The organism is Saccharomonospora sp. NB11, from assembly GCF_015910535.1.
Taxonomy (GTDB): domain Bacteria; phylum Actinomycetota; class Actinomycetes; order Mycobacteriales; family Pseudonocardiaceae; genus Saccharomonospora.
In genome coordinates, this window is record NZ_JACBJG010000005.1 from 81,410 (window position 1) to 106,092 (window position 24,683).

Below are 24,683 nucleotides of genomic sequence, written 5' to 3' on the forward strand. Positions count from 1 at the left end.
CCAGGTCAGAGCAGAGCCGCCAGCGAGCCGTCACCGGTCTCGACACCACCGTGCGGCTTCTTGTGCACCTGCTTCTTGTGGTGCTTCTTGTCCTTGTCGTGGCCCTTGTCGTGGTCCTTGTCCTTGTCGTGCCCCTTGCCGTGGTCCTTGTCCCAGTCCTTGTCGTGGTCCTTGCCCTTGTCCCAGTCCTTGTCGTGGTCCTTGTCCCAGTCGTCGTCGTGGTCCTTGTCCTTGCCCTTGTCCCAGTCCTTGTCCTTGTCCTTGTCCTTGTCCCAGTCGTCGTCGTGACCCTTGCCGTGGTCCCAGTCCTTGTCGTGGTCCTTGTCCCACTCCTTGTCGTGCTCACCCTCGCTGCTGGTGAGCTCGTACTCGGCGCACTCGTCCGACCACGACACCGACGTCGTGCAGTCCTCGTCGGTGGAGGCGTTGGTGGTACCGGTGACGGCCAGTGCGGCGCCGATCGCGATGGCGGTGACGACTGCGCCCTTGCGGATTGCCATGGTCAAGGTTCTCCTTGGAGTACTGGATGTCGATCTCGAAAACGGTGCGCTGCACGAGTACGCTCCGCGCCCGTGTGGCTACAGGTTGCGCAGTCGGCGTGATCGGCAATCCTTGCCGCGCGGCGAAACCACCACGTGAGTGACGTGGTGTGCACCGGAGGGACCCATCACTGTCCACTTTCTACCGACAGCGTGGTCGCCCGGCCGTGGCACGATTGCGGCCCCGAGCCGGGGGTACTGCTGTCGGAATGGCGACGGACATGCGGACCGTGCGCACCCTGGCGCAGTTGGCGGAGCTGGTCGACTCCGGCGACGCCCCCTACCTGCGCTACTCACCCGGCCCCGAGTCGGACGCGCGGCACTCCAGCAACGACCACGAGAGCGGGCTGACCATGCCCGGGGTGTCCGCCAACCCGCTCGAAGCCCCAGGCTGGTGGACGTTGCCGCTGGAGGACTGGCTCGCTCGACGGGTGTGCCAGTACCTCCGCGAACTCGACGAAGGAGCACGCCCCTGGGTGTTGTCGGGACGTCAGGTGGACTTCGGCCCCGACAACGAGCCCTTGCTCGTGGACATCCAGCCGGTCGCGTGGCTCGCGCCGGAACTCGTCGACGAGGCCCGCGAGCGCTACCAGTCGCGGCTCAACGCGGGCGCGGCGACTCACCGCGACCGGTGACGCGGCCCGGTCGCACCAACCCGGACTCGTAGGCCAGGTGCACGAGCTGCGCGCGGTCACGCGCGCCGAGCTTGGCAAGCAGTCTGCTCACGTACGTACGCGCCGTCGCCGGGCTCAGATGCAGCGCCGCGCCGATCTCCGCGTTCGACAAGCCCGCGGCAACCTGTTCGAGCACCTCTCGCTCCCGCTCGGTGAGCGCGTCGAGCAAGCGCGGTCGCACCGTGCCGCTGTCGGCCGCCACCGCCGCGAGCACGCGTCGAGTGACCGACGGCGACAGCAACGCCTCCCCGTCGGTCACCGTGCGCACCGCCGCCCGCAGGTCCTCGGGTGCGGTGTTCTTCAGCAGGAAACCCGCCGCCCCCGCGCGGATCGCGTCGAAGATGTGCTCGTCGGTGTCGAACGTGGTCAGCACGACCACCCGCACCGAACGCAGCGCCGGATCGGCCGTGATGCGCCGCGTCGCCTCGATCCCGTCCATGCCCGGCATGCGGATGTCCATCAGCACGACGTCGGGTCGCAGCGCGTGGACGGCGTGCACCGCGCTCGACCCGTCCGAGGCTTCTCCCACCACGGCGATGTCGTCCGCCCGGTCGAGCAGCGAGCACAACCCGGCCCGCACGAGCTGCTGGTCGTCGGCGACCACCACGTTGATCATCACATCTCCAGGGGAAGAACGGCGTCGATGCGGAACCCGCGACCGGGAGCGGAATCGACGGACAGCGTCCCGCCCAGCAGCGACACCCGCTCGCGCATCCCGCGCAGTCCTCGGCCGCCCGCGTCCTCGACCGACCCCGACCAGCCGCGGCCGTCGTCGGCGACGCTGATCTCCAGTCGGTCGTCGGCGTAACTCAGCCGAACCGTCACGCGCGTGGCCTGCGCATGCCGCAGGCTGTTGGCCAGCGCCTCCTGCACGATGCGGTACGCGGTCGCGTCCACCGCCGACGGCAGAGGTCCAGGGGTTCCGTCGACGTCGAGGTCGACGGGCAGGCCGCTGTCCGTCGTCGCGCGCACCAGCGCGTCGAGGTGACGCACACTGCCCACCGGCGACCGCGACGGGTCGTCGGTGTCCGGCGCGGTGAGCAGCCCGACCGTCGCCCGCAGCTCCCGCACCGCGCCATCGGCGGCCTCGCGGATCACCCCGAGTGCCGCCCGCACCGCCTCGGGATCGTCGTCCACGGCCTCCGCCGCCACGTTCGCCTGGATCGAGATGACGGTGACGGTGTGCCCGAGCACGTCGTGCACCTCGCGCGCGAGGTGCATTCGTTCCGCCTCACGTCGCTGTCGCTCGCGCCGCTCGTGTTCGGCGGCCAACAGCGCCCGCGACCGGACGCCGTCGCCCAACGCGATCGCGGCGGCCATCAAGCCCACGGTGGACGCGAACTCGAAACCGAACAGGTAGGCCGGGTCGTCCCCCTCGGCGAGCCGGAATCCCGTCGTCACCACCAACAACCCGGCGGCCACCCCCACCGCGACGCGGGTCCGGCCCGCCTCGGCGGCCGAGTACAGCGCCGCCGCCACCGGGATCGCGAGCCCGATCGGCGGATAGTCCGCGAGGTAGTAGGCGATGATGCCCGCGACGGTGGCCGCCAGCGTCAGCACCGGGTAGTACCGGCGGACGAACATGAGCGCGCCGAGCCCCAGTGCGAAGAGAAAGGCGACGGCGTCCGGACTCCGGGTCCCGCCGAGGTCGGCGGCGATGGCCACGCCCACCACCACGGACACCGCGACGGCGAGCACCGCGTCGACGACCCGGTCGTCCAGCTTGCCGTAGCTGCTCACGTCGTCGAGAGTAGCGGTCGCCGGGGAACCCGCACGGTCGTCCACAGGCGACTTCGCACCGCGTTCGTCGTCGCCTTCCGACGACATCGCGACCGACCGAACCGCGCGTTCTGACGGACGACGAGTCCGCCGTGCTCTCCTACGTTTCCGGCATGCGCACACTCGGAGTTGCCGTCCTCGGGGTCTTCGTGGGCCTGGCCGTGGGTTTCGCCGTCTTCGGCGAGCTCGTCGGACGTCTCGTCGCCTCCGACGACGGCGTCGCGGCCCCCTGGACGTACGTCATCGGCTTCGGCCCTCAGGTGTCGGCCCTGCTCGGCGGCGTGCTCGCGGTGTGTCTCGACGCCAGACGCCGCTGATCCCCGGGCGTGTCCTCGCCCCACGCACGCGTGCCCGCGTCCTACACACGCATGTCGGCGCCCTGCGTACGCATGTCGGCGTCGCACGACGACGGGTCACTCCCCCAGCTCGGCGAGCAGCTCCCGTACTGCCGCCCGCCCCGCGCGGCTCGCCCCGACCGTACTCGCCGATGGGCCGTAGCCCACCAGATGCAACCGCGGCACCCCGACCACGCGGGTGCCGTCCATCCGAATCCCGCCGCCAGGTTCCCTCAGGTGCAACGGCGCCAGGTGGTCGAGCGCGGCACGAAATCCGGTCGCCCACAGGATGACGTCCGCCCGCTGCTCCCGGCCGTCCGCCCACACCACACCGTGAGGCGTGATCCGCTCGAACATCGGCTGCCGCACCAGCACACCGGCGTCCCGGGCCGCCCGTACCTCGGGGGTCAGCGTCAGCCCGGTCACGCCCACCACGCTCTCCGGCGGCTTGCCCTCCCGGACCCGGCGGTCGACCTCCGCGACCACCTGACGCCCGTACTCGGGGGTGAACTCGCCCTCGTGGAAGACCGGCGGGCGCCGGGTCACCCACGTGGTGCCGTCGGCGACCTCGGCGATCTCGACGAGGAGCTGCACGGCCGACGTTCCCCCACCGACCACCACGACGTGGGCGCCCGCGAACGACTCGGGTCCGGTGTAGTCGGCGGTGTGCAGTTGCCGACCGAGGAACGTCTCCCGTCCCGGGTAGTACGGCCAGAACGGCTTGTCCCAGGTGCCGGTCGCATTGATCACGCCGCGCGCGAGCCACGTCTCGCCCGTGCCGTCCACCAGGAACCGGCCGTCGGAGACGCGGCGCACCGCCCGCACGCTCACCGGTCGCCGTACGGGGAGGTCGAAGACCTGCTCGTAGCGTTCGAAGTAGGCGGCCATCACCTCGGCGGCGGGCCGGCTCGCATCGTCGTGACCGGGTAGGTCGACCAGCCGCAACCCGGGGAGGTCGCGGACGCCGTGGACCCGCCCCATCCGCAGGGTCGGCCAGCGGTACTGCCACGCCCCTCCGGCGCGTTTGCCGTGGTCGAGGACCACGAAGTCGAGGTCGTCCCGTCGGCGCGCGCGGTCGAGGAAGTGGGCGGCCGACAGTCCGGCCTGTCCGGCACCGATGACGACGACGTCGGTCTCGTGGTCAGCCCGCATGTCCAGTGCAACGCCGGGAAGTGCGGCTGGCTTCCCCGAAAGGTCGAACATCCGTCCGCGGCCTGCGGACACGTGTGCGTGACGTGCGGACACGCGTGCGCAGGCCGCGGACACGATGTCGGCGGTCAGCGGCGGCGGAGCAGCCTCCGAACCGCCAGGAACGCGAAGAGGGCCGCCAGGCCCGCGAGCACGGGTGCGAGGCGCTTGGCCACCGACGCGCCCGCGTAGTCGAACAGGTCGATCGGCTCGGCTTCCTTCGGAGTCGACGCCGTGGGCTTCACGCTCTCCAGCTTGGGCCGCTGCGACGACTCGGTGCCGGACGCCGGGCCACCGGTGGTCGCACCCGCCGTGGCGGTGGAGGACCCGCTGTCCGCCGAGCCCGCCGCGGTTCCGGTCGTCGCGCCCGCCGTCGCCGTCTCCGACGCGCTCGCGGCGGCCGTGGAGTCGGTGGTCTTCTCGTCGCCACCCGCGGCGCCGAGCATGTCGGCCAGGTTCCCGGCGAAGTCGTCGAGGATCTTGCCGCCGACCTCGGAGATCATGCCGCGACCGAACTGCGCGGGCTTGCCGGTGACGTTGAGGTCGGTGGCCACCGCGCCCTTCGTCGTGCCGCCCTCGGCGGTCAGCGTGACGGTCACCGTCGCCGCCGCCGTCCCCGCACCGCGAGCGTCCTTGCCGGACGCCTTGATGACGATCTTGCGCTCCTCGGCGTTCTTCTCCAGGAACTCGCCCTTGCCCTTGTAGAGCAGGGAGACCGGCCCGAGCTTGACCTTCACCGTGCCCTTGAACGTGTCCCCCTCCACGGCGGTCAGGGTGGCTCCGGGCATGCAGGGTGCGACGCGTTCGGCATCCAGCACCGCCTTCCACACCTCGTCGATGGGTGCCGGAACGGTGAATTCGTGGTCGAGCCGCACGGGCCGACCTCCTTCCTCACGATCTTGACTGTGCCTGGGCCTTGTCCCCCACCGTCATCAAGGCCGTCCCCGAGGCCACTGTAACTCGGTGATCACTACCGAACGTGGTCTCGGGGACGCGGCCGCCGTCACAGTCCGTCAGACCGTGACTGCGGTGGTGAGTGCCCGCCCGGTGAGTACCCGCGCGAGGTGTTGTCGATACTCCGCGTCGGCGTTGCTGTCGGTCGTGGGACTCGTCCCCTCGGCGGCACGCTCGGCGGCGGCCCGGATGGCCTCCTCCGTGGCGGGTTGCCCCACCAGTGCCTCCTCGACGGCCCGGGCGCGCACGGGCACCGAGGCCATGTTGGTGAGTCCGATGCGGGCCTCGGCGATGGTGCCGCCCTCGGTCCGCACGGTGGCGGCGACGGCCACGATCGACCACGCCTGCGCCACGCGGTTGAACTTCTCGTAGTGCGCCCGCCAAGCGGTGTGCTTGGGCACCCGGACCTCGACGAGGATCTCGTCGGGGGCGAGCGCGGTGGTGAAGAAGTCCGAGAAGAACTCCGCCGCGGGCACGGTGCGCGTGCCGTCCATGCCCCGGACCACCATTTCGGCGTCCAACGCCAGGGTGGGCGCCAGCAGATCGCCCGCCGGGTCGGCGTGGGCAAGCGACCCGCCGAAGGTGCCGCGGTGGCGCACCTGCGGATCGGCCACCGTCGCGGTCGCCTTGGCGAGCAGTTCCGCATGGTCGGCGATCAACGGGTCGCGCATCACCTCGTGGTGGGTGGTCGTCGCCCCGATCACGATGGCGTCGCCGTCGTCGCGGACGCCGCGCAGCTCGCTGATCCGACCGAGGTCGATGAGCGTGGTCGGGGCGGCCATGCGCAGCCGCAGCACGGGCAGCAGGCTTTGCCCACCCGCGATGAGCTTCGCGTCCTCACCCGCCTCGGACAGCGCCCGAATGGCCTCGTCCACCGTGGACGGCGCCACGTAGTCGAAGGGAGCCGGAATCACTGTGCACCTCCGTTGTCGGGGTCCATCGATCCGAGGCCGCCTCCGGCCTCCGTGCCCAGGCCACCGGCGGCCCGCTCGCCGGTGTGGATGGCTCGCCACACCCGCATCGGAGTGCACGGCATCTCGATGTCGTCCACTCCGTAGTGCCGCACGGCGTCCACGACGGCGTTCACCACGGCGGGCGTGGAAGCGATCGTGCCCGCCTCGCCGACGCCCTTCACCCCGAGCGGGTTGGTGGTGGACGGTGTCTCGGTGCGGTCGGTGACGAACGACGGCAGGTCGGCCGCGGACGGCAGCAGGTAGTCGGCGAACGTCCCCGACATCAGCGTGCCGCCCTCGTCGAACGCCGCGTCCTCGAACAACGCCTGCGCGATGCCCTGGGCCAGGCCACCGTGGATCTGACCCTCGACGATCAACGGGTTGACCACCGCGCCGACGTCATCCACGCACACGTACTTGCGGATCTTGACCTGCCCGGTCTCGGTGTCGACCTCCACGGCGCACAGGTGCGTGCCGTGGGGGAACGAGAAGTTCTCCGGGTCGAAGGTGGCCTCGGAGTCCAGCGACGGCTCCACACCGTCCGGCAGGTCGTGAGCCGCGAACACCGCGAGTGCGATGTCCTGGATGCTGGTGGAGCGGCCGGTGCCCTTGACGTTGAAGGTGCCCGACGAGAACTCCACGTCGTCCTCGGAGCACTCCATCATGTGCGCGGCGACTCGTCGCGCCTTGTCCAGCACCTTCTCGGCGGCCTTCACCACCGCGATGCCCCCGACGACCAGCGACCGCGAGCCGTAGGTGTCCATGCCCTTGTGCGACGACTGGGTGTCGCCGTGCAGGATCTCGACGTCCTCGAAGGGAACACCGAGCTTGTCGGCCACGATCTGGCTCCAGGCCGTCTCGTGTCCCTGGCCGTGGGCGGACGTGCCCGTGATCACCTCGACCTTGCCGGTGGGCAGCATGCGGATCGAGGCGTGCTCCCAGCCACCCGCGGCGTAGTCGAGCGAGCCCAGCACCCGGGACGGAGCGAGGCCGCACATCTCCGTGAACGTGGAGACGCCGATGCCGAGCTGCACGGAGTCACCGCGTTCCCGCCGCTCCCGCTGCTCCCGGCGCAGCCCCTCGTAGTCGAAGAGCTCCAGCGCCTTCTCGGTGGCGGCCTCGTAGTTGCCCGAGTCGTAGGTCAGCCCCGCCACCGTCGTGTACGGGAACTCGTCGTGGGTGATCCAGTTCTTCTCCCGCAGCTCGATCGGGTCCATGCCCAGCTCGGCGGCGAGCTCGTCCATCATGCGTTCGATCCCGAACGTCGCCTCCGGCCGTCCGGCGCCGCGGTAGGCGTCGGTGACCGTGGTGTTGGTGAACACGTTCGTGCACGTGAAGCGGTACGCCGGAATCTTGTAGATCGCGTTGAACATGAACGCGCCGAGGATCGGCACGCCGGGACCGACCAGGCTCAGGTAGGCGCCCATGTCGGCGAGCAGTTCCACCTTCAGCCCGGTCAACCGGCCGTCCCGGGTGGCGCCGAGCGTGATGTCCTGGATCTGGTCGCGACCGTGGTGGGCGGCCACCATCGACTCCGACCGCGACTCGGTCCACTTGACCGGCCGACCGAGCTTGCGCGCCACGAGCAGCGCGATGAACTCCTCCGGGATCACGGCGAGCTTGCCACCGAAGCCCCCACCCACATCGGGGGCGATGACGCGGAGCTGATGCTCGGGGATGCCGAGGGTCAGCGCGGCCATCGTCTTGGTGATGTGGGGGATCTGCGTGGCCGACCACATGGTGAGTTGCGCGGCCGTCGGGTCCACCACCACCGACCGCGGTTCCATGAACGCCGGGATGAGCCGCTGCTGGCGGAAACGCTTGCGCAGCACCACCTCGGAGTCGGTGATGGCCCGTTCCACGTCGTCGCCCGACCCGGCCTCGGCGGAGTCGAACGTCCACACCGCACTGCGGTTGGTGCCCAGCTCCTCGTGGACGAGCGGCGCCCCCTCGGCGATGGCGTTCTCCAGGCCCAGGACGACGGGCAGCTCCTCGTAGTCGACGTCGATCTCGGCGAGCGCGTCCTGTGCTTCGGCGGCGCTGCGAGCCACCACCACGGCGACGCCCTCGCCCGCGTAGTTCACGACGCCCTGCGCGAGCACCGGCCGGCGCGGCCACTTCATGTCAGGGGTGATCGGCCACGCGCACGGCATACCGATCGCGCCCTCGGGGTCGAGGTCGTCGGCGGTGTACACGGCGATGACGCCCGGCATCTCCTTGGCCGCCGAGGTGTCGATGTTCGTGATGCGGGCGTGCGCCACGGTGCTGCGCAACACCGCGAAGTGCACGAGCCCGGGCAGGGTGATGTTGTCGGTCCAACGGGTCCGGCCGGTGATCAGCCGCGCGTCCTCCTTGCGGCGGCGGGCCTTGCCGATCTCCGGTTCCATCGTGGCGGTCATGGTTACTCCGCACCTCCGCCCATGGTCGCGGCGGTCCCGGTGGCCTCACCGACGCGCTCGGCCTCCGGCCCCGCTCCGGGACGCATGCGCTCGGCCGCGTCCCGCACCGCGCGCACGATGTTCTGGTATCCGGTACAGCGACAGAGGTTGCCTTCGAGCCCCTCACGCACCGCCTGCTCGTCGGGCTCGGGGTTCTCGGAGAGCAGGTCGAGGGACTGCATGATCATCCCGGGCGTGCAGAACCCGCACTGCAGTGCGTGGTTGTCCTGGAACGCCTGCTGGACCGGGTGCAGCTCGCCGTCGCGCGCGAGCCCCTCGATGGTCGTGACCTCGCCGCCGTCGGCCTGGACGGCGAGGACCGAGCAGGACTTCACGCTCTGCCCGTTCAGATGCACGGTGCACGCACCGCAGTTGCTGGTGTCGCACCCCACCACGGTGCCGACCTTGCCGAGCTGGTTGCGCAGGTAATGGACCAGTAACGTGCGCGGCTCGACCTCGTCGGTGTAGCGGGTTCCGTCGACGGTGACGGTGATGCGCATGGGGCCTCCTGTGCTGGCTCGACCCGCCGGAGCGGGCCGCGGGTGGAACGGCCTCAGCCGATCATCGCGTGATCGGCCTCACACGCAACCCTGCTACGTCGCTGCGGCGACGACAACCCCTGGCGCCGCGGCGACGAGCGGTGGTCCCTCGTTCGGGAGGTCACCTGCCGACGCAAGCGCGCGACGCCCGGCTCCGCTCACCCTGTCGGGTGAGGCACCGCCGGTGACGAGCGGAGCCCCGTGACGACCGGCCGCGATGTCGGCGATCCGCTTTCCCCGGGCCACTCGGCGGCCTAGCGTCGGGAGGGACGACGACTCAGGAGTGACCATGTCCGACGACACTCTCCGGCGAGAACTCGACACCCCGATCGCGCAGGAGCTGCTGCGGACCACACCGCTGGCGCGCCTCGCCTACAACGGACCCGACGGGTTCCCCCGCGTGGTCCCGGTCGGTTTCCACTGGGACGGCACCCGCGTCGTGATCTGCACGGTGCCCACCGCGGCGAAGGTCGCCGCGCTGCGCGCCGACCCCCGCGTCGCCCTGACCATCGACACCGAGACGCCCCGCGCGCTGCTGTTGCGGGGCACGGCCCGGATCGAGATCGTCGACGGCGTCCCGGACGAGTACCTGTGGGCCAACCGCAAGACGGGGGAGCCCGCGCAGTGGCAAGCGTTCGAGCGAGAGGTCAGGGCCCTCTACGAACGCATGGCGAAGATCGAGGTCACCCCGGTCTGGGCCCGGGCGCTGGACTTCGAGACGACCCTGCCGAAGGCGGTGGAGGACCTCGTCCGGCGCAAGCACGAGCACTCGACCACCGCCGGCTGAATTGTCAGCGGTGATGCTCGGCGTGGATGCGGCCGTCGACGTCGGACAACCGCCGTCCGCCACCGCCCCACTTCAACGCGATGATCTCCGCGGCGATCGACACGGCGGTCTCCTCCGGGGTCCGCGCACCGAGGTCGAGGCCGATCGGCGAGGCCAGCCGCTTCAGCTCGGCGTCGGTCATGCCCGCCTCCCGCAGGCGACGGAGCCGGTCCTCGTGCGTGCGCCGCGATCCCATCGCCCCGACGTAGGCGACGTCGAGCCGCAACGCCACCTGCAGCACCGGCACGTCGAACTTCGGGTCGTGGGTGAGCACCGTGATCACGGTCCGCGGGTCGATGCGGCCCGCCTCGACCTCGGCCGTCAGGTAGCGGTGCGGCCAGTCGACCACCACCTGGTCGGCATCGGGGAACCGGCTCTTCGTCGCGAACACCGGCCGGGCGTCGCACACGGTGACCTCGTAGCCGAGGTAGGACCCCATGCGCGCCATCGCGGCGGCGAAGTCGATCGCGCCGAACACGAGCATCCTCGGCGGCGGCTCGAACGCGTTGACGAACACCGCCATGCCCTCGCCACGCCGCTGCCCCTCCGGGCCGTAGTGCAGCGTCCCCGACCGGCCGGTGGCGAGCAGTCCCCGCGCGTCGTCCACGACAGCGTCGTCGATGCGCTCCGAGCCGAACCCACCCTCGACACGGTCCTGCCAGACCAGCATCCGCCTGCCCAACAACGCCGGGTCGGTGTGCTCCACGATCGTCGCGACCGCGACCGGGACGCCGTCGCGCACCGAGGCCACGAGGTCGGGCAGCTCCGGCATCGACTCGCGGTCGACCCGCTCGACGAAGATGTCGATGATGCCCCCGCACGTGAGTCCCACGGCGAACGCGTCGTCGTCGCTCACGCCGTAGCGCTGCAGCACGGGCGTCCCGGTCTCGACGACCTGTTGCGCCAGCTCGTACACCGCGCCCTCGACACAGCCGCCTGACACGCTGCCGACCACGTCGCCCTCGGGTCCCACCAGCATGGCGGCCCCCGGCGCGCGTGGCGCCGACGAGAAGGTGGCGACCACGGTCCCGACTCCCACGGTCTCCCCCGCCTCCCACCGGCGGTGGAGCTCGTCCAGCACGTCATGCATGTGCGATCTCCCTCAGCAGTCGTTCCAACGTGGCCAGGCTGTGTCCCGCGAGCAGCCGGTCGATGTGCGGCAGCACGGCGGCGATGCCCGACTGCACGGGTTCGTAGCCCTCGTGTCCGGCGTGCGGGTTGACCCACAGCACCCGGTGGGCGAGCCGACGCAGCCGCGCCGCCGACTCGCCGAGCAGCCGGGTGTCGCCGCGTTCCCAACCGTCGGAGAAGACCACGACCGTGGCTCGCCGGGCCATGCCGCGCTGTCCCCACCGGTCGAGGAACACGCGCAGCGTCTCGCCGAGACGCGTGCCTCCGGCGAAGTCGGCCACCGCGCCCGCCGCGTCGAGCATGGCCCGTTCCGGGTCGCGTTGCCGCAACTGCCGTGACACGCGGGTCAGCCGCGTGCCCAACGTGAAGACCTCCACGTCGGACGGCGCCGCCCGCACCACGACGTGCGCGAAGCGCAGCAGCGAGTCGGCGTAGGGCTTCATCGAACCCGACACGTCGATCAGCAGCACCGTCCGGCGAGGGCGGGTGCGCCGCCGGGAACGGACGAGCCGGAGCGGTTCGCCACCGTCGGCGAGCATCGCGCGCAAGGTGCGTCGCGCGTCCAGCCTGCCCCGGCGGGCGGTGTGGTGACGCAACGACGGGCGACGCGCGGGCTCGGGACGCAGCGTGTCCAGCAGCTCCCGCAGGTGACGGCGCTCCTCCTTGGTGAGCTCGGCGAGGTCGCGGTGCCGCAGCACCTCGGCGTCGCTCGCGGCGACGCTGAGCTTCTCGCCGGTGCCGTCGCTCTCCCCGGTGTCCGACGGCCCCTGCAGCAGCGCCGCGATCCGCGGTTGCGTCGACACCGGCACGGTGTTGCGCCGCCGCACGGGCGGCTCGTCGCGGAACCACGCCGCGAACGCCTCGTCGTAGCGCGGCAGGTCGTCGGGATCGGAACACAGCGCGAGTCGGCCCGCCCAGTAGAGCTGGCGGGGCTCGGCGACGTCGACGTGGGCCACGGCGTCCAGGTAGGCCTGCACGCGGTGCGCATCGCAGCGCACCCCCGCCTCCCGCAGCGCGGCGGCGAACCCGACCAGCCCCGAGAGTGGGTCGGCGTCGAGCGGAGCCCGCGTGTCCATGCCACCATTGTGCGCTCGGTCGGGTGGCACCGGACCGTCCTGCGCGCTCACCCCTCAGCCCAGCAGCGAGTCGAGGGCCGCGCGAACGCGGTCGAGGTCCTCGCTGTACTTCAGCACCGCGCCGAGCGTGACGGCGGCCGACTCGACGTCCAGTTCCGTCCTTCCCAACGCGGTCAACGCCTGCGCCCAGTCGATCGCCTCCGCCACCCCGGGCGGCTTGAGCAGTTCCAGCGTCCGCAACCGACCCACCGCCTCGGCGATCTGGCGGGACAGCGCCTCCCCGATCCCCGGCACCCGACGACGCAGGATGGCGACCTCCCGCTCCAGGCCGGGGTGTTCGACCCAGTGGTAGAGGCAGCGGCGCTTGAGCGCGTCGTGCACCTCGCGCGTGCGATTGGACGTGAGCACGACCAGCGGCGGGACCTCGGCCCGCACCTCGCCGTACTCGGGGATCGTGACGGCGTTCTCGTCGAGCAACTGCAACAGGAACGCCTCGAACTCGTCGTCGGCGCGGTCGATCTCGTCGACGAGCAGCACGCACGGGGACGACGTCAGCGCACGCAGCAGCGGCCGGGCCAACAGGAACCGTTCGGTGTAGAGGGACTGCTCGGCGGTGTCGACGTCGAGTCGCCCGCCCTCCGCGGCCTCCAGTGCGCGCAGGTGCAGCAACTGCCGGGGGAAGTCCCACTCGTACAACGCCTGCCCGGCGTCGATCCCCTCGTGGCACTGCAACCGGATCAGCGGCAGCTCCAACCCCTCCGCCAACGCGACCGCCAACGAGGTCTTCCCCGTACCCGGCTCGCCCTCGCAGAACAACGGCCGCCTCATCCGCAACGCCAGGAACGCGGCCGTGGCCACGCCCGGGTCGGCGAGATAACCCACGCGTTCCAGGATCTTCGCGAGGTCGTCGGGGCTGTCGGGCGACGTGCCGCCCGCGTCGGGTGCTCCGCTGCTGTCGGCTGTCACACGGCCGAGCCTACTGAACCGGCGGGCACGCGGCGGGACACCTCACGTGCCGTCAGGGTCGCCGGTCCCCGGGGAGATCGGCCGGGGAGTCGACGTCGGTGCCCGCGGACAGGTCTCCACATTCGACCAACCGGAGGTCGGCGCGACCCCGCAACCACTCGCGCGCGCCCTGGTCGCCGCGGGTGACGTCGGCGATGTCCGACCACCAACGGCGACCGAGCACGACCGGGTGTCCGGGATGGCCGTCGTAGGAGGCACGCGCCACGGCGTCGGGAGCCGCCGACTCCCGCAACCGGGCGACGACGTCGGAACCGACACCGGGCAGGTCGACCAGGTGCACCAGCACCGCGTCCGGGACCGGCGTGAGGTGGGAGAGAGTGCGCAGTCCCTCCCGCAGGGACGCGCTCATGCCTTCCTGCCAGTCCGGGACGTACACCGTCGTCACGCGCCCGGGCAGCAACGTCCGCACGTCGTCGGCCCGCGCTCCCAGCACCACCACGATCGGGTCGCACCCGCCCTCGGCCAGCACGCGCACCGCGCGGGTCACCAACGCCTCACCCTCGACCTCGACCAACGCCTTCGGCCTGCCGAAACGGCGACCGGCACCGGCGGCGAGCAGCAGTCCCGCGGTCCTCATGACACGCGCGCCCCGACGGCGACGGACAGATCCGCCTCGATCCGTTCGGCAGTGCGGCGCAACCGGGGTAGCAGCTCGGTCAGCACCGTCTCGGAGGTCGTGCGACTGGCGTGTGTCGAAAGGTTCACCGCTGCCACCACCTTGCCGTCCCTGTCGTGGAGCGGCACGGCCACCGACCGCAGCCCCTCCTCCAACTCCTGATCGACCAGAGCCCAGCCCTGCTCACGCACGCGGTCCAGCTCCGCACGCAGGTCCGACGCCGACGTGATCGTGCGCTCGGTGCGTCGTTCGAACGTCGCCTCGTCGAGGTAGGCGGCCAACTCGTCCTCGCCCAGTCCCGCGAGCAGCACGTGTCCCATCGACGTCGCGTGAGCGGGGAACCGGGTGCCCACGTCGATGCTCACGGTCATGATGCGCGAGACCGCCACCCGCGCGACGTACACGATGTCGGTGCCGTCGAGGACGGACACCGACGACGACTCGTGGACCTCCGCGGACAGCCGCTCCAGATGCGGTTGCACCACGTCCGACAGCGGCAGGCTCGACAGGTACGCGTACCCCAGTTCGAGGACGCGTGCGGTGAGGCGGAAGTAGCGCCCCTCCGCGCGGACGTACCCGAGGTCGGCGAGGGTCAGCAGGAACCGGCGCGCGGCGGCACGGGTCAGCCCCGTCGCCTTCGCGACGTCGCTGAGCGTCAGTTGGGGTGTGCCCGCCCCGAAGGCCTTGATCACGGCGAGTCCCCGTTCCAGGGACTGCACGTGATACGCGGCTCGTGTGCTGCCCGACTCCATGATGTGTCCAACCTATCGCGGAACCGTGTCGTGCCCACCCCGTCTCGGGACGGCTGCCGGTGGGTCCGACCGGCGAATCCGATTCGATACACGCCGCGTGCGGACCATTCACCTCTCCCTTCGTCCCGTCCGGTAGGCCTCCAGTGCCCGGTCGACGAACACGGTTGCCTGCCCCACCTCGTCAACTGACGTGGGGTGCCGTTCGATGCGCCCGGCAGCGAGATTGGCGCGCATCCGTGCCTCGTCCACGCGGAGGCGTCGCAGGCTCTCGCCCAGCCAGTGCACCGCCGAACCGCAGACGCGCCAGAGCTGGATCGAGGGCCACCACTCCGCGTGCCACGCTCCGGCCGCCCGCTGACTCTCCTGCTCCGCCGCCGCCAACAACTCGGCCACGAGACCGGGCGCCTGCTTCGCACACGCGCGTGCCGACACGGCGGCGACGGGATTGCGCTTGTGCGGCATGGCCGTGGAGACACCGGTGCCCGGCGGCCCCTCCTCCCGCAGCTCCCCGACGTCGGTCTGGGTGAGGACGACGATCGAGGCGGCCACCCCGGACACCGCGGCGGCCACCCCGCCCAGGGCCGTCGCGAGGTCCACCACCGGGGTGCGGTCGGTGTGCCAGGGCAGGACGGGCTCGACCAGTCCGAGCCGGGCGGCCAGCGCGGCCAGCACGTCCGGCCCGTACTCCCCGAGCGAGGCGAGCGTTCCCACGGCACCACCGAGTTGGACGGGCAACCGCAGCGCCCGGACCCGATGCGCGGCGGCGTCCAGTGCGGTCAACCATCCGGCGGCGGTGAGGCCGAACGTCGTCGGCAGCGCGTGCTGCGCCAGGGTGCGCCCCACCTGCACCGTCCCCGCGTGCCGTCGGGCCAGCTCCGCGAGCCGGTCGGTGCAACGACGAAGCTCCGACAGCAGCGGCTCCCGCGCCCGCGCGGCCACCAGCATGGCGGCGGAGTCGACGACGTCCTGGCTGGTCGCCCCGTGGTGCACGAACCGCCCGGCCTCACCGCCGACGCGCGCGGCGAGGGCCCGCACCAGCGGAGCGGCCGGGTTGCCGACGTCGGCGGCCTCCGCTCCCAGGGCCCGGACGTCGAACGCTCCGTGGTCGCGGCACGCCTCGGCGATGCTGCGGGCGTACTCCCACGGCAGCAGGCCAGCGTCGGCTTGAGCCGCCGCCAACGCCGCCTCGACGTCGAGCATCGCCCGCAGCCATGCCGTGTCGTCCACCTGCGCGGACACTGGGCCGGCGGCGACCAACGAGTCGAACAACGACGAGGACGAGGACGAGGACACGCTGTCGGACATCGCCCCCGACTGTCCCGCCTCGATGCCGACGTCGCACGTCGACACCCTCGACGCGGCCTCACGCGTTCGGGGTCACGCCTCCAGGACCACCGCGAGTCCCTGGCCGACGCCGATGCAGATGGCGGCCAGACCCCATCCGCCGCCTCGCTTGCGCAGCGAGTGGGCCAGCGTGCCGAGAATCCGGCCTCCCGACGCGCCGAGCGGGTGTCCGATCGCGATCGCTCCACCGTGGACGTTCACGATGGCGGGATCGAGGTCCGGCCAGTCGGCGAGGCACGCGAGCGACTGCGCGGCGAACGCTTCGTTCAGCTCCACCGCCGCGAGGTCGCCCCAGCCGATCCCGGCCCGCTTCAAGGCGATCTCGGCGGCCTTCACCGGTCCGACGCCGAACACGTCCGGGTCCACGCCCGCCGCGCCCCGCCCGGCGATCCGGGCGAGCGGCCGGGCCCCGATCCGGTCGGCACCCGCCGAGTCGGCGAGCAGGACCGCCGAGGCACCGTCCGACAGCGGCGACGCGTTGCCCGCCGTCACCGTGCCGTCCGCGCGGAACGCGGGCTTGAGCTTGGCGAGCTTCTCGGCGGAGGTGTCCGGGCGGACGCCCTCGTCCCGATCCAGGCCCGTGCCGTCCACCGGGACGACGTGGTCGGCGTAGAAACCCTCGTCCCACGCCGCCGCAGCGGCCTGATGACTGCGCAACGCGAATTCGTCCTGCTCGTCACGGCCGATGCCGTAGCGCTGGGCGAGCAGCTCGGTGCTCTCCCCGAGGGAGACGGTCCACTGCTCGGGCATCCGCGGGTTCACCATGCGCCAGCCCAGAGCCGTGGAGTGCAACGTCGCGTTGCCGCCCGGGAACGCCTTCTCCGGCTTCGGCAGCACCCACGGCGCGCGGCTCATCGACTCCACACCGCCCGCGACCACGACCGACGCGTCGCCGACCGCGATGAGCCTGCTCGCCTGCATCGCCGCGTCGAGCCCGGAGCCGCACAAGCGGTTCACCGTGCTGCCGGGCACGCTCGTGGGCCACCCCGCCAGCAGCGTCGCCATGCGGGCGACGTTGCGGTTGTCCTCGCCCGCGCCGTTGGCGTCGCCGAGCACGACCTCGTCGACCGCAGCCGGGTCGAGGTCGTGACGCTCGCCGAGCGTGCGCAGCACGTGCGCGGCCAGGTCGTCGGGTCGCACGCCCGACAGGGCACCGCCGTACCGGCCGAACGGCGTCCGCACGGCGTCGAGGACGAACACGTCCGTCATGGTCTGCCTCCTTGGAGAGGTGAGTGTCCGGTTCAGGCCGCCGTCAGCTCCCGCAGCACGGCGAGCTCGCGTTCGGTCGGCGGTTCCGTCGTCACGAGGTCGGGCGCGACCCGCAGGTCCCATCCTGTCGCCTCCCGCGCCTGCTCGACGGTCACACCGGGATGCACCTGGGTCAACGTCAGTTCGCGGGTCTGCGGGTCCGGGCGCAGCACGCCCAGGTCAGTGATCACAAGGGTCGGTCCGGCTCCCCGCAGCCCGAGCCGCTCCCGATCGCCGGGAGCCCGGCCGTGGCCGACCGACGTGACGAAGTCGACCTGCTCCACGAACGTGCGCCGGTTCTGCCGCACCACCACGAACACCTCGCCGCACGACCCGGCGATCTCGGGAGCCCCGCCCGCGCCGGGCAGCCGGACCTTCGGGTTCGCGTAGTCGTCGCCGATCACCGTGGTGTTGATGTTGCCGAACCGGTCGAGCTGGGCCGCGCCGAGGAAGCCCACGTCGATGCGGCCGGGCTGGAGCCAGTAGTTGAACACCTCGGGCACGCTGATCACCGCGTCGGCCGTCTCGGCGAGGATGCCGTCGCCGATCGACGCGGGCAGGCGATCCGGTTTCGACCCGAGCGTGCCCGACTCGTAGATCAGCACCAGGTTGGGAGCATGCGTGCGCCGGGCGACGTTGGCGGCGGTGGAGGGCAGTCCGATGCCCACGAAGCACCGCCGGTCGCCGGTGAGCGCCCTGGCCGCGGCGATCGACATCATCTCGTCGGAGGTGTAGTCCTGGTGCGCGGTCACGCTCGTCCCTCCGTTCCGGCGTCCACAGCGACCTCCGCTTCGTCGGTCTCCGACAGCTCGGCGACCCAGCGACCGAACGCCTCCCGATCACGGCTGATCGCGTCCCACCGACGGTAGTAGTCGTTGTCGCGCTCGTAGTAGCCCTGGGCGTAGGACGGGTGGGCGCCGCGCGGCACCTCGGCGACGTAGGTCACCGCCCACGTGGGGAGCACGACCTGGTCGGGCACCGGTTCGAGTTCGTCGACGATCTCCTCGACCGTGACGAGGCTGCGCCGGGCCGCGAGCACGGCCTCCTTCTGCACGCCCACGAGCCCCCACAACTGGACGTTGCCGCGACGGTCCGCCCGCTGGGCGTGGATGATCGCGACGTCCGGGTTGAGGGCCGGGACGGCGGCCAACTTCTCCCCCGTGAACGGGCACGTGATCTCGGCGATCGTGCCCGTGTGCCGCGCCAGGTCCGTGCCCGCGTATCCCCGCAGCACGGCGAACGGCAACCCGGACGCACCGGCGACGTAACGGTTGGCCATGCCCGCGTGACTGTGTTCCTCGATCTCCAACGGCACCGGCCACCCGTGCTGCACGGCCTCCCGGAACCGGTGCAACGAGCCGACCCCGGGGTTGCCGCCCCACGAGAAGATCAGCTTGCGGGCGCACCCGGCACCGATGAGCTGGTCGTACACGATGTCCGGCGTCATCCGCACGAGCGTGAGGTCACGGCGTCGCTGCCGGATGATCTCGTGACCGGCGGCGTGCGGGATGAGGTGGGTGAACCCCTCCAACGCCACCGTGTCGCCGTCCCGCACGAGTGCGGCCACGGCATCGGAGAGGGACACGAGTTCCGCCACGCCTTCACCGCCTTTGGTCTCGACGAGTGTGCGCAATGCGCACAAGTGTTCTCTCTGTGAACGTTAGCAGCGTCGTCAAGGGGCACCGGGGCGGTTAGGGTGCACCCGGAGCCCCACTTCCAGCGAAGGGACGCGTGCGACGTGACACCCCGAATCGTGGTGACGAGGAAGCTCGCCGACCCGGCGATGGCATTGCTGCGCGACGCCGGGGACGTCTGGCTGCCGGACCCCGACCGCACGCTGACGACGGCCGAGCTGCACGCCGCGGTCGCGGGCGCCCACGCCGTGGTGAGCACGCTGCAGGACCGCGTGGACGCCGCGCTCGTCGACGCGGCGGGCCCCCAGCTCAAGGTCGTCTCCACGGTCGCCGTCGGCTACGACAACATCGACGTCCCCGCGCTGCGCGAGCGCGGCGTCGTCGTGACCCACACGCCCGGCGTCCTCACCGACGCCACCGCCGACCTGGCCTTCGGGCTGCTCCTGTCGGTCACCCGGCGACTCGGCGAGGGCGAACGGCTCATTCGCGCGCGACGTCCGTGGCAGTTCGACCTCGGGTTCCTGCTCGGCACCGGATTGCAGGGCAAGACGCTGGGCGTCGTGGGCCTGGGCGCGATCGGCACGGCCATGGCCCGCCGAGCTCGCGCCTTCGGGATGGACATCGTCTACACCGGACGGCCGGGCACTCGCCGTTCCGACGCCGAACGCGAACTCGACGCGCGCCTCGTGACCCTGGACGAGCTGCTGCGCATCTCCGACGTGGTGTCGCTGCACTGCCCCCTCACTCCGCAGACCCGGCACCTCATCGACGCCGACGCGCTCGCGGCGATGAAGCCCACCGCGTTTCTGATCAACACCACGCGCGGGCCGGTGGTGGACGAGGCGGCCCTCGTCGACGCGCTCGCGCGCGGCGTCATCGCGGGCGCCGGGCTCGACGTGTTCGAGAACGAGCCCGAGGTCCATCCCGGATTGCTGGAGCTCGACAACGCCGCCCTCGCCCCTCACCTCGGCTCGGCCACCACGGAGACCCGCACCGCCATGGCCATGCTCGCCGCACGCAACGCCGTCGCCGTGCTGCGCGGAGACGAACCGCCGACACCGGTGAGGAGCTGACGATGCGGGTGGTCGTCGCCCCCGACAAGTTCAAGGGCAGCCTCACTGCCGTGGCGGCGGCCGAGGCCATGGCGGCGGGTGTCACGGACGCCTGCCCCGACGCCGTCGTCGACCGCCGTCCGGTGGCCGACGGTGGGGAGGGCACGCTCGACGTGCTGCTCGCCGCAGGTGGCCGCCGGGTCGACGTCGAGGTGTCCGGACCGCTGACGGAACCGGTGTCCGCAAACTACGTCGTGCTCGACGGCTGGGCCTACGTCGAGTCGGCGCGCGCGTGCGGCATCGAGTACGTGACCCCCACGCCGCGCACGGCGCTGCTCGCCCACACCGTCGGCGTCGGCGAACTCGTGCGCCACGCCGTCGAGCACGGTGTCCGCCGCGTGGTGCTGACCGTGGGCGGCACGGCGAGCACCGACGGCGGAGCCGGTCTGCTGCGGGCGCTCGGCGCCGCAGTCCTCGACGCCGACGGCAACCCCGTCGCCCTGGGCGGCGGGGCGCTGGAGAACGTCGCGACCGTCGACCTCACGGCCGTGCGGCGCCGACTCGCCGGAGTCGAACTCCGGGTGGCCACCGACGTCACCAATCCGCTGCTCGGCCCCGAGGGTGCGGCGGCGGTGTTCGGCCCACAGAAGGGCGCCACCCCGGACGAGATCGAGCGGTTGGAACGCGGGCTGCGAGTGTGGGCCGACGCGCTGGTCCGCGCCGGTGCCGACGAGGTGGTGGAGCGCCCCGGCGCGGGCGCGGGCGGCGGTGTCGCCGGAGCCGTCGTCGCGCTGGGCGCCACCGCGGAGTCGGGCTTCGACCTGGTCGCCACGCTGACGGGTCTCGACGACGCCGTAAGGGAGGCGGACCTCGTCATCACCGGCGAGGGTTCCCTGGACGCACAGAGCCTGGCGGGGAAGGCCCCGGCCGGAGTCGCCGACCGCGCACGGCGCGCCGGCGTCCCCGTGGTGATGGTCGCGGGCCGCATCGCCCTGAGCCCCGAACAACTCACCGCCGCCGGTGTCACGGCGTGGCGCGCGCTCGTGGACTCCGCGGCATCACCCCAGGACGCGATGCGGCGCGCACCGGAGCTGGTGCGCGCCGCGACGGCTGAGCTCGTCGAAGGCTGCCGCTAGGGTTCGAGCACGATCTTGATGGCCCCGTCCCGCTTCTTCTGGAACATCTCGTAGGCGCCGGGAGCCTCCGACAACGGCAGTCGATGCGTGGCCAGGTCCTCGACGCCGAGCGGATCGGCGTCGTCGATGACATAGGGCATGATGTCGTCGACGTAGGCCCGCACGTTCGCCTGGCCCATCCGAAGCTGCACCTGCTTGTCGAACAACGTCATCATCGGCAGCGGGTCGAGCATGCCACCGTACACACCGGACAGTGAGACGGTGCCGCCGCGCCGGACGGCGTCGATGGCCGTGTACAGGGCACCCAGCCGGTCCACCGCCGCCTTCTCGATCACCTTGGCCGCCACCGCGCTCGGGAGCAACGTCGCCAACTGCTGGGCCATGCCCGTCACCGGCGTGCCGTGCGCCTCCATGCCGACGGCGTCGATGACCGAGTCGGCTCCCCGGCCGTCGGTGCGGTCCCGCACCGCGTCGCCCACGTGCTTGTACTGCCGCAGGTCGATGGTGTCGACGCCGTACCGGCGCGCCAGCTCCAACCGCTCGTCCACGAGATCGACGCCGAGCACCTTGCCCGCGCCACGTTGCCGCGCGATCCGCGCGCACATCTGTCCGATCGGTCCGAGCCCCACCACCAGCACCGACCCACCGTCCGGGACGTCGGCGTACTCCACGGCCTGCCAGGAGGTCGGCAGGACGTCGGAGAGATAGAGGAAGCGATCGTCGGGGGGACCGTCCGGCACCTTGATCGGGCCGAAGTTCGCGAACGGCACCCGCAACAGCTCGGCCTGCCCTCCGGGCACCTGGCCGTAGAGCTTCGTGTACCCGAGCAGTGCCGCACCCTTGCCGTATTCGGTGACCTGCGTGGTCTCGCACTGGGAGAACAGCTTGAGATCGCAGTAGTAGCAATGTCCACAAGAGACGTTGAACGGCACCACGACGCGGTCTCCCGGCTTGAGGTTGGTGACCTCGCTGCCGACCTCCTCGACCACGCCCATGGGTTCGTGGCCGAGGATGTCCCCCGGTTCGAGAAATGCTCCGAGCACCTCGTAGAGGTGCAGGTCAGAGCCACAGATTCCCGTCGAGGTCACCCTGATCACGGCGTCGGTGGGCCGTTCGATCGTGGGATCGGGAACCTCGTCGACCGAAATGGAACGTTTTCCCTGCCAGGTCACGGCCTTCATCGGCTTGTCTCCCTCGCCCGCCGGGGCCTGGCGGGTCATCGGTGGTCGCCTCGGATGTCGGACGCGACGTACCACCGATGACCGACAGCCAAACGGATCAGCCGTTCTGCGGCATCACCGCGAAGTTCAATTGACCCTCCTCGTCCTGCTGGATGTCGAGCACCTTGTCGTCGAGGAACGTCGCCGCCTGAGGTTCGAGGAAGACCCGAGCGCCGCTTTCCGTGCCGAGCACCTGGTCGCCCGCTTCGGGCTCCGGGGTGATGGACAACGCGAGCTGCGCACCCGCCTCCGTCTCCTCCTGCACCGCGAACCGCAGACCCGCGGAGTCCTGACCGTCCTGCGCGGTCAGAGCGCTGATCGCCTCGGCGGCAGCGTCGGTCATGGCGAGCATGTCGGTGTTCCCTTCGTTCGCGTACAGCTGCCACTCCCACCGTAGGGGCATCGGGGGCCGCGCGCCGCTCACGCGCTGGCCCCGCGCTTCACGCGGCTCTCGGCAGGTGCGACGACGCCGGTCGGAGCGCCGGGCCGACGGCGGTGAGATCAGCCACGACGACGGGCGCGGACACGCGACGTCCATCGGTGGACAGCGGGACGCGGATCGATCAGGGGGTCGTCGCGGACCAACTGGAGTCGTCGTCCAACATGCTCGTCCACAACAGCGCGTGCCACAGCGCATCCAGCCGCGCGAGCGGCTCGCGATCGGCGTCCACGAAAGCGAGTAGGAATCGCGCCGACTCGGTGTCGCCGTTCAGTTCGGCAAGCACCGCACGCAACACGGCGCGCAGGGCCGGGTCCAGTTCGTCGATCGCCACCTCGTCGTCGAGAGTGTCGACGAGTTCAGCGGTGAAGACGGCCGGATCGTCCGACACGCGCTCGGCGTCGTCGGCGGGGTCGGTGGCGGCTCGACGGCGCAAGGTGTCCGCGAGACAGCGGACGAGCTGAGCGAGGACGGGCGTGAACAAGTCGCTGCGCGGTCCTCGCGGATCGACGATCTGCGACACCAGCGCCGCCAACTGGTCGACGTCCTCGCTGCGGACGATGGCCACCATCCGCTCGGTGAGGTCGCGCACGTCTCCCGTCGGGTTCACCGTCCGCTCTCCGAGTCCTCGGGTGCGCGGGCGTCGACCACGGGACCGTCCGCCTGATCGGCATTCTGCGCGGGCCCCACTCCCCGCGTCGCATCGTCGGCGAAGAAATCCTCGTCGGGCGGCGCCGGTTCGGTGCCTTCGGTCACGTCGTCGACAGATTCGTCCAACTCGGCGTCCGGCGTGGCGGCGACGGTTTCGGGCGTGTCGGCACCGATGTCGGCTGAGACGTCCGGCACTTCCTGACGCACCCGTTCCTCCAACGGCTCGCCCTGCCGCTGCTCGAACGGAGTCATGCCGTAACGGTCGGCTTCGCTCCAGTGCTCCGGCGGGTCCATTCCCTCTTCGAGCGGGTCGAGCCGGATTCGATCCTCGTCGAGGTCTTCCGCGCTGTTCAGAGCGGCCGGATCGGACTCGACGCTGTCGGGCATCCCGCTGTCCTGCGGGGGAGTCACCGGTTCGCTACCGTCACTCATCGGCATCCTCCCTGTGACCTGAGTGGCTTCCCGTCGTCGCGAGCTACCCCGGTACCCACGGACCGCGACTTTCAAACGGCGTTTGAAATCCCTGTGAGCAGAACACGGAAAAGGTTGCGCGGCACGCGGCGCGGTTCCTACGGTAGGAAGGGCTGCGGAAATCGAACCTTCGACAGCCCGTGAATCAGGTAGGAATTTTCGGGTCTCACGCACATCCTCGCGTCATTCCCTTCTCTCCCTGCCTGTGCGCCCTGTCCGAACGCTACGGAGGGACAACAGTGCGTAGCACCGACCCCCACACCCTGACCTCTCAGTCGACGCCAGCCGAACAGCCCCGATCGCTGGACAGCCACGGCATGCGCGTCGACGCCGAACGACGGTCGGGCAACGTCGTGCTCGCACACGTCTCCGGTGAGGTCGACCTGCTGTCGGCGCCCCAGTTGCGCCAGTGGGTCGAGCAGAACGTCACCGACTCGGACGGCCTCGTCCTCGATCTCGACGGCATCGGCTTCCTCGGCTCGGCGGGACTGTCCGTCCTGGCCGAACTGTCGGAGCGCGCCGCGAACGACGCGATCACGTGGGCGATCGTCGCCACCAAGCGCGTCGTGCTGCGTCCGTTGGAAGCGACCGGTCTCGTGTCGCAGATGCCCGTGTACGAGAACGTCGACGACGCCGTGAAGGCCGTCGCCGGAGCCGAGTGA

The 24,683-nt window shown here is 71.2% G+C and carries 27 protein-coding genes; 6 read left to right on the forward strand and 21 right to left on the reverse strand.

Going from position 1 to position 24,683, the window contains the following annotated elements:
• Positions 1–5: 5 nt before the first annotated feature.
• Complete coding sequence (locus JAV51_RS08940; protein ID WP_197320212.1) at positions 6–500, reverse strand: hypothetical protein; 495 nt, start codon at positions 498–500, stop codon at positions 6–8.
• Positions 501–748: 248 nt separating this feature from the next.
• Between JAV51_RS08940 and JAV51_RS08945 the strand changes: the two genes are divergently transcribed.
• Positions 749–1,174, forward strand: coding sequence for a DUF6098 family protein (locus JAV51_RS08945; protein WP_231641716.1), 426 nt, complete (start codon positions 749–751; stop codon positions 1,172–1,174).
• On the opposite strand, the gene JAV51_RS08950 is transcribed toward JAV51_RS08945, so the two are convergent.
• Positions 1,140–1,829 (reverse strand): response regulator transcription factor, encoded by a 690-nt coding sequence (locus tag JAV51_RS08950; protein ID WP_197320213.1) that lies wholly within the window; start codon positions 1,827–1,829, stop codon positions 1,140–1,142. The genes JAV51_RS08945 and JAV51_RS08950 overlap by 35 nt on opposite strands.
• Positions 1,829–2,953, reverse strand: a complete 1,125-nt coding sequence (locus JAV51_RS08955) for a sensor histidine kinase (RefSeq protein WP_197320214.1) — start codon at positions 2,951–2,953, stop codon at positions 1,829–1,831. The genes JAV51_RS08950 and JAV51_RS08955 overlap by 1 nt, the downstream gene beginning before the upstream one ends.
• A gap of 152 nt (positions 2,954–3,105) precedes the next feature.
• On the opposite strand from JAV51_RS08955, the gene JAV51_RS08960 reads away from it, so the two are divergent.
• Positions 3,106–3,309, forward strand: coding sequence for a DUF5957 family protein (locus tag JAV51_RS08960; RefSeq protein WP_197320215.1), 204 nt, complete (start codon positions 3,106–3,108; stop codon positions 3,307–3,309).
• 96 nt (positions 3,310–3,405) lie between these two features.
• Here the strand turns inward: JAV51_RS08960 and JAV51_RS08965 are convergent, their stop codons facing one another.
• The 5 genes from JAV51_RS08965 to JAV51_RS08985 form a co-directional block, all read right to left on the reverse strand.
• Positions 3,406–4,479 (reverse strand): NAD(P)-binding domain-containing protein, encoded by a 1,074-nt coding sequence (locus tag JAV51_RS08965; RefSeq protein WP_197320216.1) that lies wholly within the window; start codon positions 4,477–4,479, stop codon positions 3,406–3,408.
• Positions 4,480–4,604: 125 nt separating this feature from the next.
• Positions 4,605–5,390 (reverse strand): SRPBCC family protein, encoded by a 786-nt coding sequence (locus tag JAV51_RS08970; protein ID WP_197320217.1) that lies wholly within the window; start codon positions 5,388–5,390, stop codon positions 4,605–4,607.
• A gap of 138 nt (positions 5,391–5,528) precedes the next feature.
• On the reverse strand, positions 5,529–6,383 hold the full coding sequence (locus JAV51_RS08975) for a xanthine dehydrogenase family protein subunit M (protein ID WP_197320218.1): 855 nt from the start codon (positions 6,381–6,383) through the stop codon (positions 5,529–5,531).
• Positions 6,380–8,821, reverse strand: coding sequence for a xanthine dehydrogenase family protein molybdopterin-binding subunit (locus JAV51_RS08980; RefSeq protein WP_197320219.1), 2,442 nt, complete (start codon positions 8,819–8,821; stop codon positions 6,380–6,382). Before JAV51_RS08980 ends, JAV51_RS08975 begins: the two co-directional genes overlap by 4 nt.
• Positions 8,822–8,823: 2 nt before the next feature.
• Positions 8,824–9,360, reverse strand: a complete 537-nt coding sequence (locus JAV51_RS08985) for a (2Fe-2S)-binding protein (RefSeq protein ID WP_197320220.1) — start codon at positions 9,358–9,360, stop codon at positions 8,824–8,826.
• 328 nt (positions 9,361–9,688) lie between these two features.
• Here JAV51_RS08985 and JAV51_RS08990 point away from each other — a divergent pair, with 328 nt between their 5' ends.
• A complete protein-coding gene (locus tag JAV51_RS08990; RefSeq protein WP_197320221.1) occupies positions 9,689–10,186 on the forward strand; it encodes a pyridoxamine 5'-phosphate oxidase family protein in 498 nt (165 codons plus the stop codon).
• Between the two features lie 4 nt (positions 10,187–10,190).
• Here JAV51_RS08990 and JAV51_RS08995 read toward each other — a convergent pair whose 3' ends face one another.
• The 9 genes from JAV51_RS08995 to JAV51_RS09035 all read right to left on the reverse strand — a co-directional run bounded on the left by JAV51_RS08995 (position 10,191) and on the right by JAV51_RS09035 (position 19,015).
• Complete coding sequence (locus tag JAV51_RS08995) at positions 10,191–11,315, reverse strand: XdhC/CoxI family protein (RefSeq protein WP_197320222.1); 1,125 nt, start codon at positions 11,313–11,315, stop codon at positions 10,191–10,193.
• Positions 11,308–12,432, reverse strand: coding sequence for a VWA domain-containing protein (locus JAV51_RS09000; protein ID WP_197320223.1), 1,125 nt, complete (start codon positions 12,430–12,432; stop codon positions 11,308–11,310). Before JAV51_RS09000 ends, JAV51_RS08995 begins: the two co-directional genes overlap by 8 nt.
• 54 nt (positions 12,433–12,486) lie before the next feature.
• Positions 12,487–13,398, reverse strand: coding sequence for a MoxR family ATPase (locus JAV51_RS09005; RefSeq protein ID WP_197320224.1), 912 nt, complete (start codon positions 13,396–13,398; stop codon positions 12,487–12,489).
• 52 nt (positions 13,399–13,450) lie between these two features.
• Positions 13,451–14,035 carry an NTP transferase domain-containing protein gene (locus JAV51_RS09010; RefSeq protein WP_197320225.1) on the reverse strand — a complete coding sequence of 195 codons (585 nt, stop codon included), beginning with the start codon at positions 14,033–14,035 and terminating at the stop codon, positions 13,451–13,453.
• Positions 14,032–14,826, reverse strand: a complete 795-nt coding sequence (locus JAV51_RS09015; protein ID WP_197320226.1) for an IclR family transcriptional regulator C-terminal domain-containing protein — start codon at positions 14,824–14,826, stop codon at positions 14,032–14,034. The genes JAV51_RS09010 and JAV51_RS09015 overlap by 4 nt, the downstream gene beginning before the upstream one ends.
• Positions 14,827–14,934: 108 nt before the next feature.
• Complete coding sequence (locus tag JAV51_RS09020) at positions 14,935–16,131, reverse strand: lyase family protein (RefSeq protein WP_197320227.1); 1,197 nt, start codon at positions 16,129–16,131, stop codon at positions 14,935–14,937.
• 72 nt (positions 16,132–16,203) lie between these two features.
• A complete protein-coding gene (locus tag JAV51_RS09025) occupies positions 16,204–17,379 on the reverse strand; it encodes a thiolase family protein (RefSeq protein ID WP_197320228.1) in 1,176 nt (391 codons plus the stop codon).
• Positions 17,380–17,411: 32 nt separating this feature from the next.
• Entirely contained in the window at positions 17,412–18,137 is a 726-nt protein-coding gene (locus JAV51_RS09030) for a CoA-transferase subunit beta (protein WP_197320476.1), read from the reverse strand.
• Positions 18,138–18,166: 29 nt separating this feature from the next.
• On the reverse strand, positions 18,167–19,015 hold the full coding sequence (locus JAV51_RS09035) for a CoA transferase subunit A (protein WP_197320477.1): 849 nt from the start codon (positions 19,013–19,015) through the stop codon (positions 18,167–18,169).
• A 141-nt stretch (positions 19,016–19,156) separates the two neighbouring features.
• Between JAV51_RS09035 and JAV51_RS09040 the strand changes: the two genes are divergently transcribed.
• Positions 19,157–20,125 carry a D-glycerate dehydrogenase gene (locus JAV51_RS09040; protein ID WP_197320229.1) on the forward strand — a complete coding sequence of 323 codons (969 nt, stop codon included), beginning with the start codon at positions 19,157–19,159 and terminating at the stop codon, positions 20,123–20,125.
• A 2-nt stretch (positions 20,126–20,127) separates the two neighbouring features.
• Positions 20,128–21,240, forward strand: a complete 1,113-nt coding sequence (locus JAV51_RS09045) for a glycerate kinase (RefSeq protein ID WP_197320230.1) — start codon at positions 20,128–20,130, stop codon at positions 21,238–21,240.
• Here JAV51_RS09045 and JAV51_RS09050 read toward each other — a convergent pair.
• From JAV51_RS09050 to JAV51_RS09065, 4 genes are all read right to left on the reverse strand, one after another.
• Complete coding sequence (locus tag JAV51_RS09050; protein ID WP_197320478.1) at positions 21,237–22,421, reverse strand: zinc-dependent alcohol dehydrogenase; 1,185 nt, start codon at positions 22,419–22,421, stop codon at positions 21,237–21,239. The genes JAV51_RS09045 and JAV51_RS09050 overlap by 4 nt on opposite strands.
• A gap of 97 nt (positions 22,422–22,518) precedes the next feature.
• Positions 22,519–22,812 carry an iron-sulfur cluster assembly accessory protein gene (locus JAV51_RS09055; RefSeq protein ID WP_197320231.1) on the reverse strand — a complete coding sequence of 98 codons (294 nt, stop codon included), beginning with the start codon at positions 22,810–22,812 and terminating at the stop codon, positions 22,519–22,521.
• Between the two features lie 211 nt (positions 22,813–23,023).
• Positions 23,024–23,509 (reverse strand): hypothetical protein, encoded by a 486-nt coding sequence (locus JAV51_RS09060; RefSeq protein WP_197320232.1) that lies wholly within the window; start codon positions 23,507–23,509, stop codon positions 23,024–23,026.
• The gene (locus JAV51_RS09065) at positions 23,506–23,982 is read right to left on the reverse strand and encodes a hypothetical protein (RefSeq protein ID WP_197320233.1); all 477 of its coding nucleotides are present in this window, start codon (positions 23,980–23,982) and stop codon (positions 23,506–23,508) included. Before JAV51_RS09065 ends, JAV51_RS09060 begins: the two co-directional genes overlap by 4 nt.
• A 278-nt stretch (positions 23,983–24,260) precedes the next feature.
• Here JAV51_RS09065 and JAV51_RS09070 point away from each other — a divergent pair, with 278 nt between their 5' ends.
• Positions 24,261–24,683 carry an STAS domain-containing protein gene (locus JAV51_RS09070; RefSeq protein ID WP_197320234.1) on the forward strand — a complete coding sequence of 141 codons (423 nt, stop codon included), beginning with the start codon at positions 24,261–24,263 and terminating at the stop codon, positions 24,681–24,683.